The sequence below is a fragment of the Metapseudomonas otitidis genome, assembly GCF_011397855.1.
GTDB lineage: Bacteria > Pseudomonadota > Gammaproteobacteria > Pseudomonadales > Pseudomonadaceae > Metapseudomonas > Metapseudomonas otitidis.
Map to the genome: position 1 here is coordinate 1477046 of NZ_AP022642.1, position 14366 is coordinate 1491411.

Below are 14366 nucleotides of genomic sequence, written 5' to 3' on the forward strand. Positions count from 1 at the left end.
GACCGCTGATGAAGATCACCGTCTGGCAGGGCGACATCACCACCCTCGATGTGGACGCCATCGTCAACGCCGCCAATTCCTCCCTGCTGGGCGGGGGTGGCGTCGATGGCGCGATCCACCGTGCGGCCGGGCCGGAGCTGGTGGCCCGCTGCCGGATCATCGGCGGCTGCCCCACGGGCGAGGCGCGCATCACCCCGGGCTACCGCCTTCCGGCGCGCTTCGTGATCCATACCGTCGGGCCGGTCTGGCGCGGCGGTGACCAGGGCGAGCCCGAGCTGCTCGCCCGCTGCTACCGCAACAGCCTGGCACTGGCCGAGGCGCAAGGGCTGGCGCGCATCGCCTTCCCGGCCATCAGCTGCGGCATCTACGGCTACCCGCTGGAGGCCGCTGCCGTCGTGGCCGTCCACGAACTGCGCCAACCGCGCCCCGCCGGCAGCAGCCTGGAAGAGGTGCTGCTGGTGGCCTTCGCTGACGACATGGCCCGCGTCTACCGCAACGCCCTCGCCTGATCCCTCTCCACGTAGGGTGGGTCGGGCGGCGTTCCGTTTCAGCCCACCGCTTTTCAGTGGCTTGAAGCACCAGAATGACCCGGCGACATTCCGGGCTCGCTGCTTCCTTGGGGGGAACCGCCCCGGGCTGAAGCCCGGGCTACGTGAGCTGCACCGTAGCCGGGCGATGCCGTTCCTCTACTTCACGCCGCGCAACAGCCGCAGGCCGTTGAACACCACCAGCAGGCTCGCGCCCATGTCGGCGAATACCGCCATCCACAGGGTGCCTTCGCCCATCAGCGTGAGCACCAGGAACACCGCCTTGATGCCCAGGGCGAGGGCGATGTTCTGCACCAGCACCGACCAGGTCCGGCGCGACAGGCGGATGAACTGCGGCAGCTTGCGCAGGTCGTCGTCCATCAGCGCCACGCCGGCGGTCTCGATGGCGGTGTCGGTGCCCGCCGCGCCCATGGCGAAGCCGATGTCGGCGCGGGCCAGGGCCGGTGCGTCGTTGATGCCGTCGCCGACCATGCCGACCCGCTTGCCGCCGGCCTGGCACTCGCGGATCGCGGCCAGCTTGTCTTCCGGCAGCAGGTTGCCGCGTGCTTCGTCGATGCCCACCTGGGCGGCGATGGCCGCAGCGGTGTGCGGGTTGTCGCCGGTCAGCATCAGGGTGCGCACCCCCAGCTGGTGCAGCTCGGCCACTGCTTCACGGCTGGTTTCGCGGACGCTGTCGGCCACGGCGAAGAGCGCCAGTGGGCCCTGTTCGTCGAGCAGCACGATCACCGTCTTGCCCTGGCGCTCCAGCACGTCCAGGCGGGCTTCCAGTTCGGGCGAGCACAGCCCCAGCTCTTCCACCAGGCGGTGGTTGCCCAGGTGGCAGGCACGTCCGGCCACCGTGCCCCGTACGCCACGGCCGGGCAGGGCGGCTTGCTCGTCCACCTCCAGCAGGGCGACGCCGTCGGCCTCGGCCGCCCGGGCGATGGCCTGGGACACCGGGTGGTCCGAACGGGCGGCCAGGCTGGCGGCCAGCTGGCGCGGGTCGAGGCCCGGCAGGTCGCGCAGGCGTACGTGGTCGGTCTGGGTCGGTTGGCCGTGGGTCAGGGTGCCGGTCTTGTCGAGGGCGACCCAGGCGAGCTGGCGGCCCATCTCCAGGAACACGCCCCCCTTGACCAGCACGCCGCTGCGCGCGGCGGCGGCGAGCCCGCTGACCAGGGTGACCGGCGTGGAGATCACCAGGGCGCAGGGGCAGGCGATCACCAGCAGCACCAGCGCGCGGTAGATCCAGTCCAGCCACAGCCCGCCCAGCAGCAGCGGCGGTACCACGGCAGTGGCCACGGCGATGAGGAACACCACCGGGGTGTAGACGCGGGAGAAGGCGTCGACGAAGCGCTGGGTCGGCGCCCGCGCGCCCTGGGCTTCCTCCACGGCGTGGATGATGCGCGCCAGGGTGCTGTCGTCCGCCGCGCGGGTGACGCTGTATTCCAGCTCGCCCTCGCCGTTGATGCTGCCGGCGAACAGCGTCTCGCCCGGCTCCTTCTCCACCGGCAGGCTCTCGCCGGTGATGGGCGCCTGGTTGACGCTGGAGCGGCCGCGCAGCACTTCGCCGTCCAGGGCGATACGTTCACCGGGGCGTACCCGCACCCGTGCGCCGACCTGCACCTCGCGCGAAGACAGCGCCTGCCAGCTGCCGTCCTGCCACACCGTGGCCTGCTCCGGCGCCAGGTCCAGCAGGCCGCGGATGGCGTTGCGCGCCCGTTCCAGGGAGCGCGCCTCGATCAGCTCGGCGATGGCGAAGAGCACGCTGACCATGGCCGCTTCCGGCCACTGGCCGATCAGCATGGCGCCGGTGACGGCGATGCTCATCAGCGCGTTGATGTTGAGGTTGAGGTTCTTCAGCGCGATCCAGCCCTTGCGGTAGGTGGGCAGGCCGGCGGTGAGGATGGCCATCACCGCCAGCCCGGCTTCCAGCCAGCCCGGGCCGATGGAGAACCACTCGCAGGCCTCGGCCGCCAGGGCGGCGACGCCAGCCAGGGCCAGCGGCCACCAGGGCTTGCGGCGCTCGGCCGGTGCCGGCGCGCCGGCTTCCAGGGGCTCGGCCTGCATGCCGAGCTGGGCCACCAGTTGCTGCAGCGGCGCCAGGTCGACGAAGCGGTGGCGGACCTTGAGCACCCGCTGCATCAGGTTGAATTCCAGGGCCTCGATGGCCGGGACCTTGCCCAGGGCGTCACGCAGCAGGCGCTCCTCGGTGGGGCAGTCCATCGCCTCGATGCGCAGGCTGCTCCAGCGCGCCTCGCCGAGGGTGGCGTCCGGGGCGTGCAACTCCGGCGCGGGGCCCGCAGGCTGATGATCGTGATCGTGATCGTGATCGTGATCGTGATCGTGATCGTGATCGTGATCGTGATGGCCGTGGGCTGCCTTCGGCTTGGCTGTGGCCGCACGTCCGTGGTTGTGGTTGCAGCAATTGTCCTGGCTCATGGCGGACTCCATTGACGGTACGGGCGTCATTGCACACCCTGTAGCAACTACAGAGTCAAGGAGTGCTGCTCATGAAGATCGGTGAACTGGCCCGGCTGACCGAATGCCCGGTGGAAACCATCCGCTACTACGAGCGCGAGGGGCTGCTGCCCGAGCCCGCGCGCAGCGAGGGTAACTACCGCCTCTATACCCAGGCCCACGTGGAGCGCCTGGCGTTCATCCGCCATTGCCGCTCGCTGGACATGACCCAGCAGGAGATCCGCGAGCTGCTGCGCCTGCGGGACAACCCCGAGGCCGATTGCGCAGCGGCAAACCGGCTGATCGACGAGCACATCCACCACGTCGAGGTGCGCATCGCCGAGCTGCGTGCGCTGCAGGGCCAGCTGCGGGACCTGCGCGCCCAGTGCCAGGGCGCCGGCAGCAGCGAGTCGTGCGGCATCCTGCGGGAGCTGGAGCAGCCGGCACCGCCCAGCGTGGTGTCAGAAACCTGCGCCGAGGCGGGGCACCTGCATGTGCCGGGTGTGCACGGGCGGCACTGAGTGAAGATCGCTGCATGAAAAAGCCCGCCATCAGGCGGGCTTCTTCATGGGGGCGACGGCTTCAGAGGGCGCGAGGGGCGACCGGGCCGGGGCCGTTGGCGATGGTCACCTCGACCCGGCGATTCAGCGCGCGGGAGGAGGGCGAGTCATTGCTGGCCACCGGGTAGTCCTTGCCGAAGCCGTGGGTGGTGACGCGGCTCGGGTTCACACCCATGGCCACCAGGGCACGGCGCACGGAGTCGGCGCGGGCCTGGGACAGGCGCAGGTTGTGGTCGACGGTGCCGGTGTTGTCGGTGAAGCCTTCGATCACCACTTGACGGTCCGGGTTCTGGGTCAGGTAGGTGCCCAGCTGGTGCACGCTCTGCATGCCGTTGGGGGTCAGCTCGGCGCGGTCCACCTCGAAGAGCACGTCACCCAGGGTCACCACCTGGCCACGGTCGGTCTGCTTGGCCTTGAGCTGGTTGAGCAGCACGTCCACCTGCTGGTTGCGGGCGTCCAGCTGGGCCTGGGTACGCTGGGCCGGCGCCTTGGCCAGGGCCTCTTCGGCGGCCTTCTGCTTGATGGTCTGGCGGGCCAGCTCGACGCGCTGGTTGGTCAGGTAGGCCAGGTGGTCCACCTGCACCGGCTCCTGCTTGTCGGCGTAGGCCTGCTCGGCACGGCTGAGCATGTCGCCGGCTTCCTTGGTCTCGAGGGCGGCCAGGCTGTTGGCCTGGGGCTCGGCCTGCAGCTGGGAATAGTTGCTGCGGGCCTGGTCCAGGTTCGGGTTCGGCTTGGAGGCGCAGGCCACCAGGGCCAGGCTCAGCACGGAAAGGGCGGAAACGCTGATCAGCTTGTTCATGGGGATCATCCTTAACTGGGTTCGGAGGCCGGGATTCACTGCACCAGGATCGGGGTGCGCGAGCCCTCTTCACGGATCTGCTGGACACCCTGGTGGGCATCGTCCAGCACCTTCTCGGCCTTCACCGCCAGCGCCTTGCGCTCGGCCACGCGGGCGTCCCACTCGGCCTGTTCGGCAACGCGGCGGGCCTCGTCGTAGCGCTCGTCGCGCATCAGGCGCTCGGCCTGGTCGAGCTTGTCCTGGGCGGTCTTCATTTCAACCGGGGCGTACTGCGGAGCGCCGGCATCGACTGCGCTCTTGACCACGGTGTTGGTGACGGCGAACTGTTCGGTCGGCGGGTTGCCGGCGCAGCCGGCGAGCAGGGCGGTAGCGCCCAGGGCCAGCACGGCCATCACTGTTCTCGGATTCGCTACAGCAGCGCGCTTTTTCATCATGTTCAGCTCCATTGGTGACCTCGGCCCGGTGGGGCCTCATGGCTACTTTCCTGCCAGATGCGCGCCAATGAATACCTATTGGCGCCGGATGGCCGCTTTTAGGCGGCGTTTGCCGAATGACCTGGCTTATGGGGTGTGACCGGCCGCCTGTCGAAAATGTTCAAGAAAATTTACGAGGCAGGGGCACAGCCCTTGACCGCAGCGAGCCGGAGCGCAGGTGCCGCGGGGTAGAGCGGCGGTCTTGCCAGTGCTGCCTGGCGTGGGCACTCTGGAGCCTCCTTGCCCTTTACCGGAGAGGCCTGCCATGGCGGAGATCGACCCGCGCCTGCGTGAAGACGTCCACCTGCTCGGCGAACTGCTGGGTGACACTATCCGTGACCAGTGGGGCGATGCCTTCCTGGAGAAGATCGAGCGCATCCGCAAGGGCGCCAAGGCCGCGCGCCAGGGTGTGGCAGAAGGGCGGCAGCGGCTGGAGGCGTCCTTCGCCGACCTCACCACCGACGAGCTGCTGCCGGTAGCCCGTGCCTTCAACCAGTTCCTCAACCTGGCCAACATCGCCGAGCAGTACCACCGGGTACGCCGCCAGGCGCCGGGTGAGCCGCTGGCGTTCGAGCAGCGCGTGCTGCCGGAACTGCTGCAGCGCCTGCGTCAGGCTGGCCATGCCCCCGATGCGCTGGCCCGCCAGGTGGCGACGCTGGACATCGAGCTGGTGCTCACCGCCCACCCCACCGAGGTGGCCCGGCGGACGCTGATCCAGAAGTACGACGCCATGGCGGCGCAACTGGCCCGCCTGGACCATGACGACCTCACCGACGCGGAGCGCGAGTCCGTGCACCTGGCGTTGCGCCGGCTGATCGCCGAGGCCTGGCACACCGACGAGATCCGCCGCCAGCGGCCGACCCCCGTGGACGAGGCCAAGTGGGGCTTCGCGGTGATCGAGCATTCCCTCTGGCAAGCGCTGCCCAACGTGCTGCGCAAGGCCGACCAGGCGCTATTCGCCGCCACTGGCGAGCACCTGCCCCTGCGCGCCGCGCCCGTGCGCTTCGCCTCGTGGATGGGCGGCGACCGCGACGGCAACCCCAACGTCACCGCAGCGGTCACCCGCCAGGTGCTGCTGCTGGCCCGCTGGATGGCGGCCGACCTGTACCTGCGGGACGTCGATCACCTGGCGGCCGAGCTGTCCATGCAACGCGCCACCGATGAATTGCTGGCGTGCGTCGGCGGCGAACAGGCCGAGCCCTATCGTGCCTTGCTCAAGCAACTGCGCGAGCGCCTGCGCGCCACCCGTGCCTGGGCCCAGGCTGCGCTGGACGGCGAACGGCTGCCCGGCACCGATGTGCTGCAGGACAACGAGGACCTGCTGCAACCGCTGGAACTCTGCCACCGCTCGCTGCATGCCTGCGGCATGGGCGTTATCGCCGATGGCGCGCTGCTGGATTGCCTGCGCCGCGCGGCCACCTTCGGCCTGTTCCTGGTGCGCCTGGACGTGCGCCAGGACTCGGCCCGCCACCGCGCCGCCCTGGCCGAGATCACCGACTACCTGGGGCTGGGCGACTACAGCCAGTGGGACGAGGACACGCGCCTGGCCTTCCTCCAGCGTGAGCTGGCCAACCCGCGCCCGTTGCTGCCGCCCCATCACCAGCCCGGCGAGGACACCGCCGAGGTGCTCGCCACCTGCCGCGTGGTGGCCCAGGCGCCGGCGGCGTCACTCGGCTCCTACGTGATCTCCATGGCGGGGGCGGCCTCGGACGTGCTCGCCGTGCAACTGCTGCTGAAGGAGGCCGGGCTGCAACGGCCGATCCGCGTGGTCCCGCTGTTCGAGACCCTGGCGGACCTGGACAACGCCGCGCCGACCATCGACCGGCTGCTGGGCCTGTCGGACTACCGCGCGCGCCTGTGCGGCCCGCAGGAAGTGATGATCGGCTACTCCGACTCGGCCAAGGACGCCGGCACCACCGCCGCCGCCTGGGCCCAGTACCGTGCCCAGGAAGCACTGGTGCAGGTGTGCGCCCGGCATGGCGTAGAACTGCTGCTGTTCCATGGCCGGGGCGGCACGGTGGGGCGCGGCGGCGGCCCGGCCCACGCGGCCATCCTGTCGCAGCCGCCGGGTTCGGTGGCGGGGCGTTTCCGCACCACCGAGCAGGGCGAGATGATCCGCTTCAAGTTCGGCCTGCCCGACATCGCCGAGCAGAACCTCAACCTCTACCTGGCCGCCGTGCTGGAGGCGACCCTGCTGCCGCCGCCGGAGCCCGAGCCGGCCTGGCGTGAGGCCATGGACCGGCTGGCCGCTGATGGCCTGGCCGGCTACCGCGACGTGGTGCGCGGGCACCCGCTGTTCGTCGAGTACTTCCGCCAGGCCACGCCCGAGCAGGAGCTGGGGCGGCTGCCCCTGGGCAGCCGGCCGGCCAAGCGCCGGGCCGGCGGCATCGAGAGCCTGCGGGCGATCCCCTGGATCTTCGCCTGGACCCAGACGCGGCTGATGCTGCCGGCCTGGCTGGGCTGGGAGCGCGCATTGCAGGGCGCCGAGGCGCGGGGCGAGGGGCCGTTGCTGCAGCGCATGCGCGAGGGCTGGCCGTTCTTCGCCACCCGCATCGACATGCTGGAGATGGTCCTGGCCAAGGCCGACGCGCCGATCGCGGCGCTCTACGACGAACGTCTGGTGGAAAATGGCCTGCGTCCGCTGGGTGCGCATTTACGCGACCTATTGTCGCAGGCCTGTACGTCGGTACTGCGCGTGACCGGCCATTCCGAGCTGCTCGCCCTCAGTCCGGAGACCCGCGAGGCTATCGGCGTACGGAATATCTACCTGGACCCGCTTCACCTGCTGCAGACCGAGCTCCTGGCCCGTTCCAGAGCGGCTGGAAGCCGCGTGGAAGACCCCCTGCAGCTGGCCTTGCTGGTGAGCGTGGCGGGCATCGCGGCGGGCCTGCGGAACACCGGCTAGAGGGCCTTTTGCTCCGACTTTCGACGGCTTGTGCGCTATAGGGGTGCTGTGTATCTTGAGCAACCTTTTGGCCGCTCGAAGACGCCGAAACCGATACTGAGATTGGCCCCACGAGGCGAATCCGAAGACTTCAAAACAATTCTTGAGGAGCACATCGATGCGCGTGATTCTGCTGGGGGCGCCCGGTGCCGGCAAAGGTACCCAGGCTGGTTTCATCACCAAGAAATTCTCCATCCCGCAAATCTCCACCGGCGACATGCTGCGTGCCGCCGTGAAGGCCGGTACCGAGCTGGGCCTGAAGGCCAAGAGCGTGATGGATGCAGGTGGCCTGGTGTCCGACGACCTGATCATCAACCTGGTCAAGGAACGCATTGCCCAGCCCGATTGCGCCAACGGCTTCCTGTTCGATGGCTTCCCGCGCACCATTCCCCAGGCCGAGGCCATGAAGGAAGCAGGCGTGAGCATCGACCACGTGGTCGAGATCGCCGTCGATGACGAGGAGATCGTCCAGCGCATCGCCGGTCGCCGTGTGCACGAGGCCAGTGGCCGCGTCTACCACGTCGTCTACAACCCGCCGAAGGTCGAGGGCAAGGACGACGTCACCGGTGAAGAACTGGTGCAGCGCAAGGACGACACCGAGGAGACCGTGCGTCATCGCCTCTCCGTGTACCACTCCCAGACCAAGCCGCTGGTGGACTTCTACCAGAAGCTGTCGGCCGCCGAAGGCACGCCGAAGTACAGCGCCGTCGCCGGCGTGGGCAGCGTCGACGAGATCACCGCCAAGGTGTTCGCCGCCCTGTCCTGATCCCTCGCGATCATCCCGACCAACGGCCCGCTTGCGGGCCGTTGGCGTTTATAATGCGCGCCTTTTTTCGCTCACCTGGATGCCCCGATGACCACCCTGCTGGCCCTGGATACCGCCACCGAAGCCTGTTCCGTCGCCCTCCTGCATGAAGGGCGCGTGCTCAGCCATTACGAGGTGATTCCCCGGCAGCACGCCCAGCGCCTGCTGCCCATGATCCAGGACCTGCTGGGCGAGGCGGGGGTCGCCCTGTCCGCCGTGGACGCCATCGCCTTCGGCCGTGGCCCGGGTGCCTTCACCGGGGTGCGCATCGCCATCGGCGTGGTCCAGGGGCTGGCATTCGCCCTCGAGCGCCCGGTACTGCCGGTTTCCAACCTCGCGGTGCTGGCCCAGCGCGCCCACCGGGAGCAGGGCGTGACCCAGGTGGCCGCCGCCATCGACGCGCGCATGGACGAGGTCTACTGGGGCTGCTACCGCCTGGAAGCCGGCGAAATGCGCCTGGCCGGTGTCGAAGCGGTCCTGCCGCCGGAGCAGGTGGCGCTGCCCCGCGATGCAGCGGGCGACTGGTTCGGTGCCGGCACCGGCTGGGGCTCCTACGGCGAGCGCCTGGCGGTGCCGACCCAGGGGCGCGACGCGGCCCTGCTGCCCCACGCCCAGGACCTGCTCGCCCTGGCCGGTTTTGCCTGGGCCCGTGGCGAGGCCGTTGCGGCCGACGCGGCGCAGCCGGTGTACCTGCGCGACAACGTGGCCACCCCCAAGGCGCCGGTCTGAGGGGAAACATCGGCGGTCGCCATAGGCGACGGCCGGTATGGCCGGACGTCCGTGCCGATTGAAAATCACCCGGCGCCCGGCTAGATTCCACTCCGTTCACGCCCACCTTTAGGGACAGCAGAAGCTCGCAATGCGCATCGACGGTTTCACCTCCTCCATCTCGCTGGACCGCAGCCCTCGCCAGGGCAGCGCGACCAATGCTTTCCGCGAGGTGCAGCGCGAGGTCGAAGCGCGCCGTGATACGCCGTCCAGCCCCGGCAATACCCAGGGTTTCGAACAGGTCGCCCAGCCCCGTAAGGTGGAGGCGGGCAACGCCAGCAGCAATGCCCTGCCGGCCCGTCCCCAGGACCTGCAGCAACCCGCCGCGCGCAACCTCAGCAACCGGGCCTACCAGGCCATCGCCAGCTACAGCTCCACGGCCAGCTTCGCCTCCGAAGCCGACGCGCCGGAAGTCCTCGGACTCGACCTCTACGCCTGATGCTGCCGTACTTCCTCGGCTGCCCGTCCTGGAACGAGCCAGCCTGGCGCGGTTCCCTCTACCCTGACGATGTCCGCCCGGCGGAAACCCTGGAGCACTACGCCCGGGTGTTCAACGCCGTCGAGGGCAACACCACCTTCTATGCCCGTCCCGCGCCCGCCACCCTGCAGCAATGGGCCGAGCGGATGCCGGAGGGCTTCCGTTTCTGCGCCAAGCTGCCCCGGGACATCAGCCACGAAGGCGACCTGCGGGACAAGGTCGAGGCCACCCAGGCCTTCCTGCACCTGCTCGAACCGCTCGGTGGGCGGGTCGCGCCGCTCTGGCTGCAACTGCCGGCCAGCTTCGGGCCGCAGCGGCTCGGCGAGCTGGCGGACTGGCTCGACACCTTCTCCCACCGCGCCATGGCGGTGGAGGTGCGCAACAACGCCTTCTTCGCCCGGGGCGACGAGGAGAAGGCCCTGAACCGCCTGCTCCATGAGCGCGGTGTGGAGCGCATCTGCCTGGATTCCCGGGCGCTGTTCGCCTGTGAGTCCGACGACCCCGCCGTTCGCCACGCGCAATCGAAGAAGCCGCGTGTACCGGTGCGCCCGGCGGCGTTCAGCCGCGCCCCGCAGGTGCGCTTCATCGGCGGCCCTGACCTGGACGCCAACCAGGTGTGGCTGGAGCCCTGGCTGGACAAGGTGGCCGGCTGGATCGAGGAGGGCCTCACGCCCTACGTGTTCCTGCACACCCCCGACAACCACCTGGCCGCCGCCCAGGCCAGGCGCTTCCACGACGGCCTGATGGGACGCCTGCCGGGCCTGCCCGCCCTGGCCGAGCCCGAGGTGGCCCCGGCAGCGGAGCAGTTCGAGCTGCTCTGATCCCCGGGCGCTGTATCTGTCCGCTCCCGTTCCCCTGGGGTAAGGTCGGGCCTCCCCGCCTTCGATGGAGCGACCCCCATGACTGACCAGAGCCAACGCGCCCGAGACTTCGCCGCCCTGCACCAGGGACCGGACCTGCTGGTCCTGCCCAACCCCTGGGATGCCGGCTCCGCTCGCATGCTGGCGCACCTGGGCTTCAAGGCCCTGGCCACCACCAGCGCCGGCCTGGCCTTTTCCCTCGGGCGGCGGGATGCGGAAGGGGCAGTGAGCCGCGAAGAGGCCCTGGCCAATGCCCGCGCCATCGTCGAGGCCACGCCGCTGCCGGTGGCGGCCGACCTGGAGAACGGCTATGGCGACAGCCCGGAAGCCTGCGCCGAGACCCTGCGGTTGGCAGCGGAAGCCGGCCTGGTCGGTGGCTCCATCGAAGACGCCAGCGGCCGGCCGGACGCGCCCATCTACGATGCCGGGCTGGCCCTGGAGCGTATCCAGGCGGCCGTCGAGGCCGCGCGGGCGCTGCCGTTCCCCTTCACCCTCGCTGCACGGGCGGAGAACTTCCTGCATGGCCGGTCGGACCTGGACGACACCCTGCGCCGCCTGGTGGCCTATGCCGAGGCCGGCGCCGATGTGCTCTACGCCCCCGGTCTGACCACCCGCGAGCAGATCGCCGAGGTGGTGGCCGCCGTCGCCCCCAAGCCGGTCAATATCCTGGTGGGCTCGCCGGCGCTGGCGTTGACCCTCGACGAACTGGCCGCACTGGGCGTGCGTCGGGTCAGCCTGGGGTCCAACCTGGCGCGGGTGGCCTACGGTGCGTTCTTCGAGGCGGCGCGCCAGCTCCATGGGCATGACCTGTCCGCGGCCCAGCAGGCGATGCCGTTCGACCGGATCAACGCGCTGTTTTCTCCCCGATGAGTCGACGCGGGCGGGTGCTGGGCGGGGGCCTCGTCCTGGCGCTGGCGCTGCTGCCGCTGGCGGTGAGGCAGGGCTGGATCGAGGTGCCCCCACGCTGGAACCCCTGGGCCCCGCTGGACGTGCGTGAGCCGCCGAACCTGCTGACCTCCTTCAAGCTGATGCGCCTGCAGGCCGACCCCCAGCTCTGCAAGCAGGCCCTGGACAGCGCGGGGATGCGCTACCAGGCGGTGCCCGACAGCGTGCCGGCGCCGGGCTGCCCGGTGGACAACGCGGTGCGTGTGAGCGCATCCGGCGTGCGCTTCAGCAGCAGCTTCCTGGCCACCTGCGAAGTGGCGGTGGGCTGGGCGCTGTTCGAGCGGCATGGCCTGCAGCCGGCCGCCCGCGAGGTGTTCGGCCAGCCGGTGGCGCGGGTGGAGCACCTGGGCAGCTTCGCCTGCCGCAACATCGGTACCAGCCAGCGCCGCAGCCAGCACGCCTACGCCAATGCCCTGGACATCGCCGGCTTCCAGCTGGCCGATGGTCGGCGCATCAGCGTGGCCCGCGACTGGAGCGGCCAGGGCGATGCCGCACGCTTCCTGCACCGGGCGCACCAGGCCGCCTGCGACACCTTCCACGTCACCCTGGGGCCGGATTACAACGCGGCCCACCGCGATCACTTCCACCTCGACATGGGGCTGTTCCGCCAGTGCCGCTGACCCCGGGCAGCCGGCTCTGGCAAAATGCCGCCCATTCGATTCGGTGGAACCCCTGATGAACGACGAGCAGCAAACGGCCCGGGTAAGGGTCGAGGCCCTGGTGCCTCACCTGGAGGCCGAGGCTCGGGCTTGGGCCGAGCGCCTGGGCCTGCCCCTGGACGGCGAAGCGGGCTTCGCCCTGCAACTGGGCGACGACGGCCTGCAACTGGTGGAGCTGGGGCCGGGCGCGCCCGGCCCGGTACGGGTGGATTTCGTCGAAGGGGCTGCGGCGCATCGGCGCCAGTTCGGCGGCGGGGCAGGGCAGATGATCGCCAAGGCGGTGGGCATCCAGCCGGGTATTCGGCCTCGGGTACTGGACGCCACGGCGGGGCTCGGACGCGATGGCTTCGTGCTCGCCAGCCTGGGCTGCGAAGTGCACCTGATCGAGCGCCAGCCGCTGGTGGCGGCCCTGCTGGAAGATGGCCTGGCCCGCGCTGCACGCGATCTTGACGTGGCCCCCATCGCCGCCCGCCTGCACCTGCTGACCGGCAATGCGATCACCCGCATGGCTGAGTGGACGGACGAGCCGCCCCAGGTGATCTACCTCGACCCGATGTTCCCGCACCGGGACAAGAGCGCCCTGGTGAAGAAGGAGATGCGCCTGTTCCGCCCCCTGGTGGGGGATGATCTGGACGCCCCGGCCCTGCTGGCTGCCGCCCTGGAGCTGGCTAGCCACCGGGTGGTGGTGAAGCGCCCCCGCAAGGCGCCGATCATCGACGGGCCGAAGCCGGGCTACGCCCTGGAAGGCAAGTCCAGCCGCTACGACATCTACACGAAGAAAGCCCTCGCCAAGGGCTGAGTGCGAGGTGCTCATGGACGACACGCTGCGTTGCCCCATCCGCCGCACCCTGGCGCGCCTGCCCTGGGTCGATGACCAGCGTGCCGGTGCGCGGCACTGGCTGGCGTTACAGCGCGACCCGCTGGCCTGGCTGGCGCAGGTGCACGCCGAGCAGCCCGATATGGCCGTCTCGCGCATGGGCCTGAACCGCGTGTGGTGCCTGTTCCATCCCGAGGCTGTGCATCAGGCGCTGGTGGAGCACCGTGCCCTGTTGCGGCGCTGGGAGCCGAGCCTGTGCATGATGCGCCAGTGGAACGGGCGCAGTTTCATGATGCGCGAGGGGCCACCCGCCCAGGCCCAGCGCAAGGCTGTCCGCCCGCACATCGCCGCGCCGCAGCCGCTGGAGATCCTGCAATTGGCCGAGCGCTGGGGGCAGGGGCTGGAAGACGGTGGCGAAGTCGATCTCGACCTGCAGATGGCGGCCTACAGCGCCACGCTTACCGGCCACGCGCTGTTCGGCATGGACCTGCGCGACCAGGCCTTCGACATCGCCCGGGCCGTGCGCCTGCTCTCGCGGGTGGCGTTGCTGGAGACCAGCACGGGCATTCCCCTCGGGCACTGGTTCCCCAGCAAGCTCTGCCCGCGCAAGCGCTGGGCCCTGGGGCGTCTGCAGGCGGTGGTCGCCGGCATCGCCGAGCAGTCGCCGCGCCCGCTGGCGGCACAGCGCGACGAACTGGCGACCCTGCTCATGGCCGGTCACCAGTCCACCGGGGTGACCCTGACCTGGACACTGCTGATGCTGGCCCGGCACCCCGAGGTGCTGGCGGCATTGCGGCAGGAGCTGGCCGGCGTCGACTGGTCACGCATCGAGGGTGTGGCGGACCTGCGGGGTTGCCCGCTGCTGCGGGCGGTGATCCAGGAGAGCCTGCGCCTGTACCCGCCGGCCTACGGCCTGGTGCCGCGGCAATTGACGGCCGACACCGAGGTGTTCGGGCAGGCGCTGCAGAAGGGCGACATCCTCATGCTGTCCAGCTGGATCACCCACCGCGACCCGCGCTGGTTCGACGAGCCGCTGGCCTTCCGGCCGCAACGTTTCCTGGAACCGGCCACCTGGCCGAAAGGCGCGTACTTCCCCTTCGGCCTGGGCGACCGGGCCTGCCCCGGCACGGCCATGGCGATGCTCGATGTGGCGGTGTCCCTGGCCTGGTGGGTCACCCACTGGGACGTGGAGCCGCTCGGAGCGATCGAGCCCCAGGGCTGGTTCTCCCTGAGGCCCCGCCGCGCACGGGTGCGCCTGCACCGGCGCTGAGTGC

15 protein-coding genes are annotated in these 14366 nt (G+C 70.3%); 12 read left to right on the forward strand and 3 right to left on the reverse strand.

Going from position 1 to position 14366, the window contains the following annotated elements; all coding sequences use genetic code 11:
* Nucleotides 1–8 precede the first annotated feature (8 nt).
* The gene (locus tag PotMrB4_RS06925) at nucleotides 9–509 is read left to right on the forward strand and encodes an O-acetyl-ADP-ribose deacetylase (protein WP_394354022.1); all 501 of its coding nucleotides are present in this window, start codon (nucleotides 9–11) and stop codon (nucleotides 507–509) included.
* 177 nt (nucleotides 510–686) lie between these two features.
* On the opposite strand, the gene PotMrB4_RS06930 is transcribed toward PotMrB4_RS06925, so the two are convergent.
* Entirely contained in the window at nucleotides 687–2810 is a 2124-nt protein-coding gene (locus PotMrB4_RS06930) for a heavy metal translocating P-type ATPase (protein ID WP_232060804.1), read from the reverse strand.
* A 24-nt stretch (nucleotides 2811–2834) separates the two neighbouring features.
* On the opposite strand from PotMrB4_RS06930, the gene PotMrB4_RS28165 reads away from it, so the two are divergent.
* Both PotMrB4_RS28165 and cadR read left to right on the forward strand, forming a co-directional pair.
* Entirely contained in the window at nucleotides 2835–2981 is a 147-nt protein-coding gene (locus PotMrB4_RS28165) for a hypothetical protein (protein ID WP_232060805.1), read from the forward strand.
* Nucleotides 2982–3037: 56 nt separating this feature from the next.
* Entirely contained in the window at nucleotides 3038–3505 is a 468-nt protein-coding gene (gene cadR, locus PotMrB4_RS06935) for a Cd(II)/Pb(II)-responsive transcriptional regulator (protein WP_142011566.1), read from the forward strand.
* Nucleotides 3506–3566: 61 nt separating this feature from the next.
* On the opposite strand, the gene PotMrB4_RS06940 is transcribed toward cadR, so the two are convergent.
* Both PotMrB4_RS06940 and PotMrB4_RS06945 read right to left on the reverse strand, forming a co-directional pair.
* Nucleotides 3567–4343 (reverse strand): OmpA family protein, encoded by a 777-nt coding sequence (locus PotMrB4_RS06940; protein WP_107330359.1) that lies wholly within the window; start codon nucleotides 4341–4343, stop codon nucleotides 3567–3569.
* 35 nt (nucleotides 4344–4378) lie between these two features.
* Entirely contained in the window at nucleotides 4379–4789 is a 411-nt protein-coding gene (locus PotMrB4_RS06945; protein WP_074974156.1) for a DUF4398 domain-containing protein, read from the reverse strand.
* 292 nt (nucleotides 4790–5081) lie between these two features.
* Between PotMrB4_RS06945 and ppc the strand changes: the two genes are divergently transcribed.
* The 9 genes from ppc (at nucleotide 5082) to PotMrB4_RS06990 (ending at nucleotide 14362) form a co-directional block, all read left to right on the forward strand.
* Nucleotides 5082–7721, forward strand: a complete 2640-nt coding sequence (gene ppc / locus PotMrB4_RS06950; protein ID WP_172432866.1) for a phosphoenolpyruvate carboxylase — start codon at nucleotides 5082–5084, stop codon at nucleotides 7719–7721.
* A 157-nt stretch (nucleotides 7722–7878) separates the two neighbouring features.
* A complete protein-coding gene (gene adk, locus PotMrB4_RS06955; protein WP_044413172.1) occupies nucleotides 7879–8526 on the forward strand; it encodes an adenylate kinase in 648 nt (215 codons plus the stop codon).
* 87 nt (nucleotides 8527–8613) lie between these two features.
* Nucleotides 8614–9294 (forward strand): tRNA (adenosine(37)-N6)-threonylcarbamoyltransferase complex dimerization subunit type 1 TsaB, encoded by a 681-nt coding sequence (gene tsaB, locus PotMrB4_RS06960; protein WP_172432867.1) that lies wholly within the window; start codon nucleotides 8614–8616, stop codon nucleotides 9292–9294.
* A gap of 130 nt (nucleotides 9295–9424) precedes the next feature.
* Nucleotides 9425–9772: a hypothetical protein gene (locus tag PotMrB4_RS06965; protein WP_044413178.1), complete on the forward strand. Its 348-nt coding sequence runs from the start codon at nucleotides 9425–9427 to the stop codon at nucleotides 9770–9772.
* Nucleotides 9772–10632, forward strand: coding sequence for a DUF72 domain-containing protein (locus PotMrB4_RS06970; protein WP_172432868.1), 861 nt, complete (start codon nucleotides 9772–9774; stop codon nucleotides 10630–10632). The genes PotMrB4_RS06965 and PotMrB4_RS06970 overlap by 1 nt, the downstream gene beginning before the upstream one ends.
* Before the next feature lie 78 nt (nucleotides 10633–10710).
* Nucleotides 10711–11541: an isocitrate lyase/PEP mutase family protein gene (locus tag PotMrB4_RS06975; RefSeq protein WP_172432869.1), complete on the forward strand. Its 831-nt coding sequence runs from the start codon at nucleotides 10711–10713 to the stop codon at nucleotides 11539–11541.
* Nucleotides 11538–12236 (forward strand): extensin-like domain-containing protein, encoded by a 699-nt coding sequence (locus PotMrB4_RS06980; RefSeq protein WP_172432870.1) that lies wholly within the window; start codon nucleotides 11538–11540, stop codon nucleotides 12234–12236. The genes PotMrB4_RS06975 and PotMrB4_RS06980 overlap by 4 nt, the downstream gene beginning before the upstream one ends.
* Before the next feature lie 55 nt (nucleotides 12237–12291).
* Nucleotides 12292–13074, forward strand: coding sequence for a class I SAM-dependent methyltransferase (locus tag PotMrB4_RS06985; RefSeq protein WP_172432871.1), 783 nt, complete (start codon nucleotides 12292–12294; stop codon nucleotides 13072–13074).
* Nucleotides 13075–13087: 13 nt separating this feature from the next.
* On the forward strand, nucleotides 13088–14362 hold the full coding sequence (locus PotMrB4_RS06990) for a cytochrome P450 (RefSeq protein WP_172432872.1): 1275 nt from the start codon (nucleotides 13088–13090) through the stop codon (nucleotides 14360–14362).
* The last annotated feature ends 4 nt before the right edge of the window (nucleotides 14363–14366 follow it).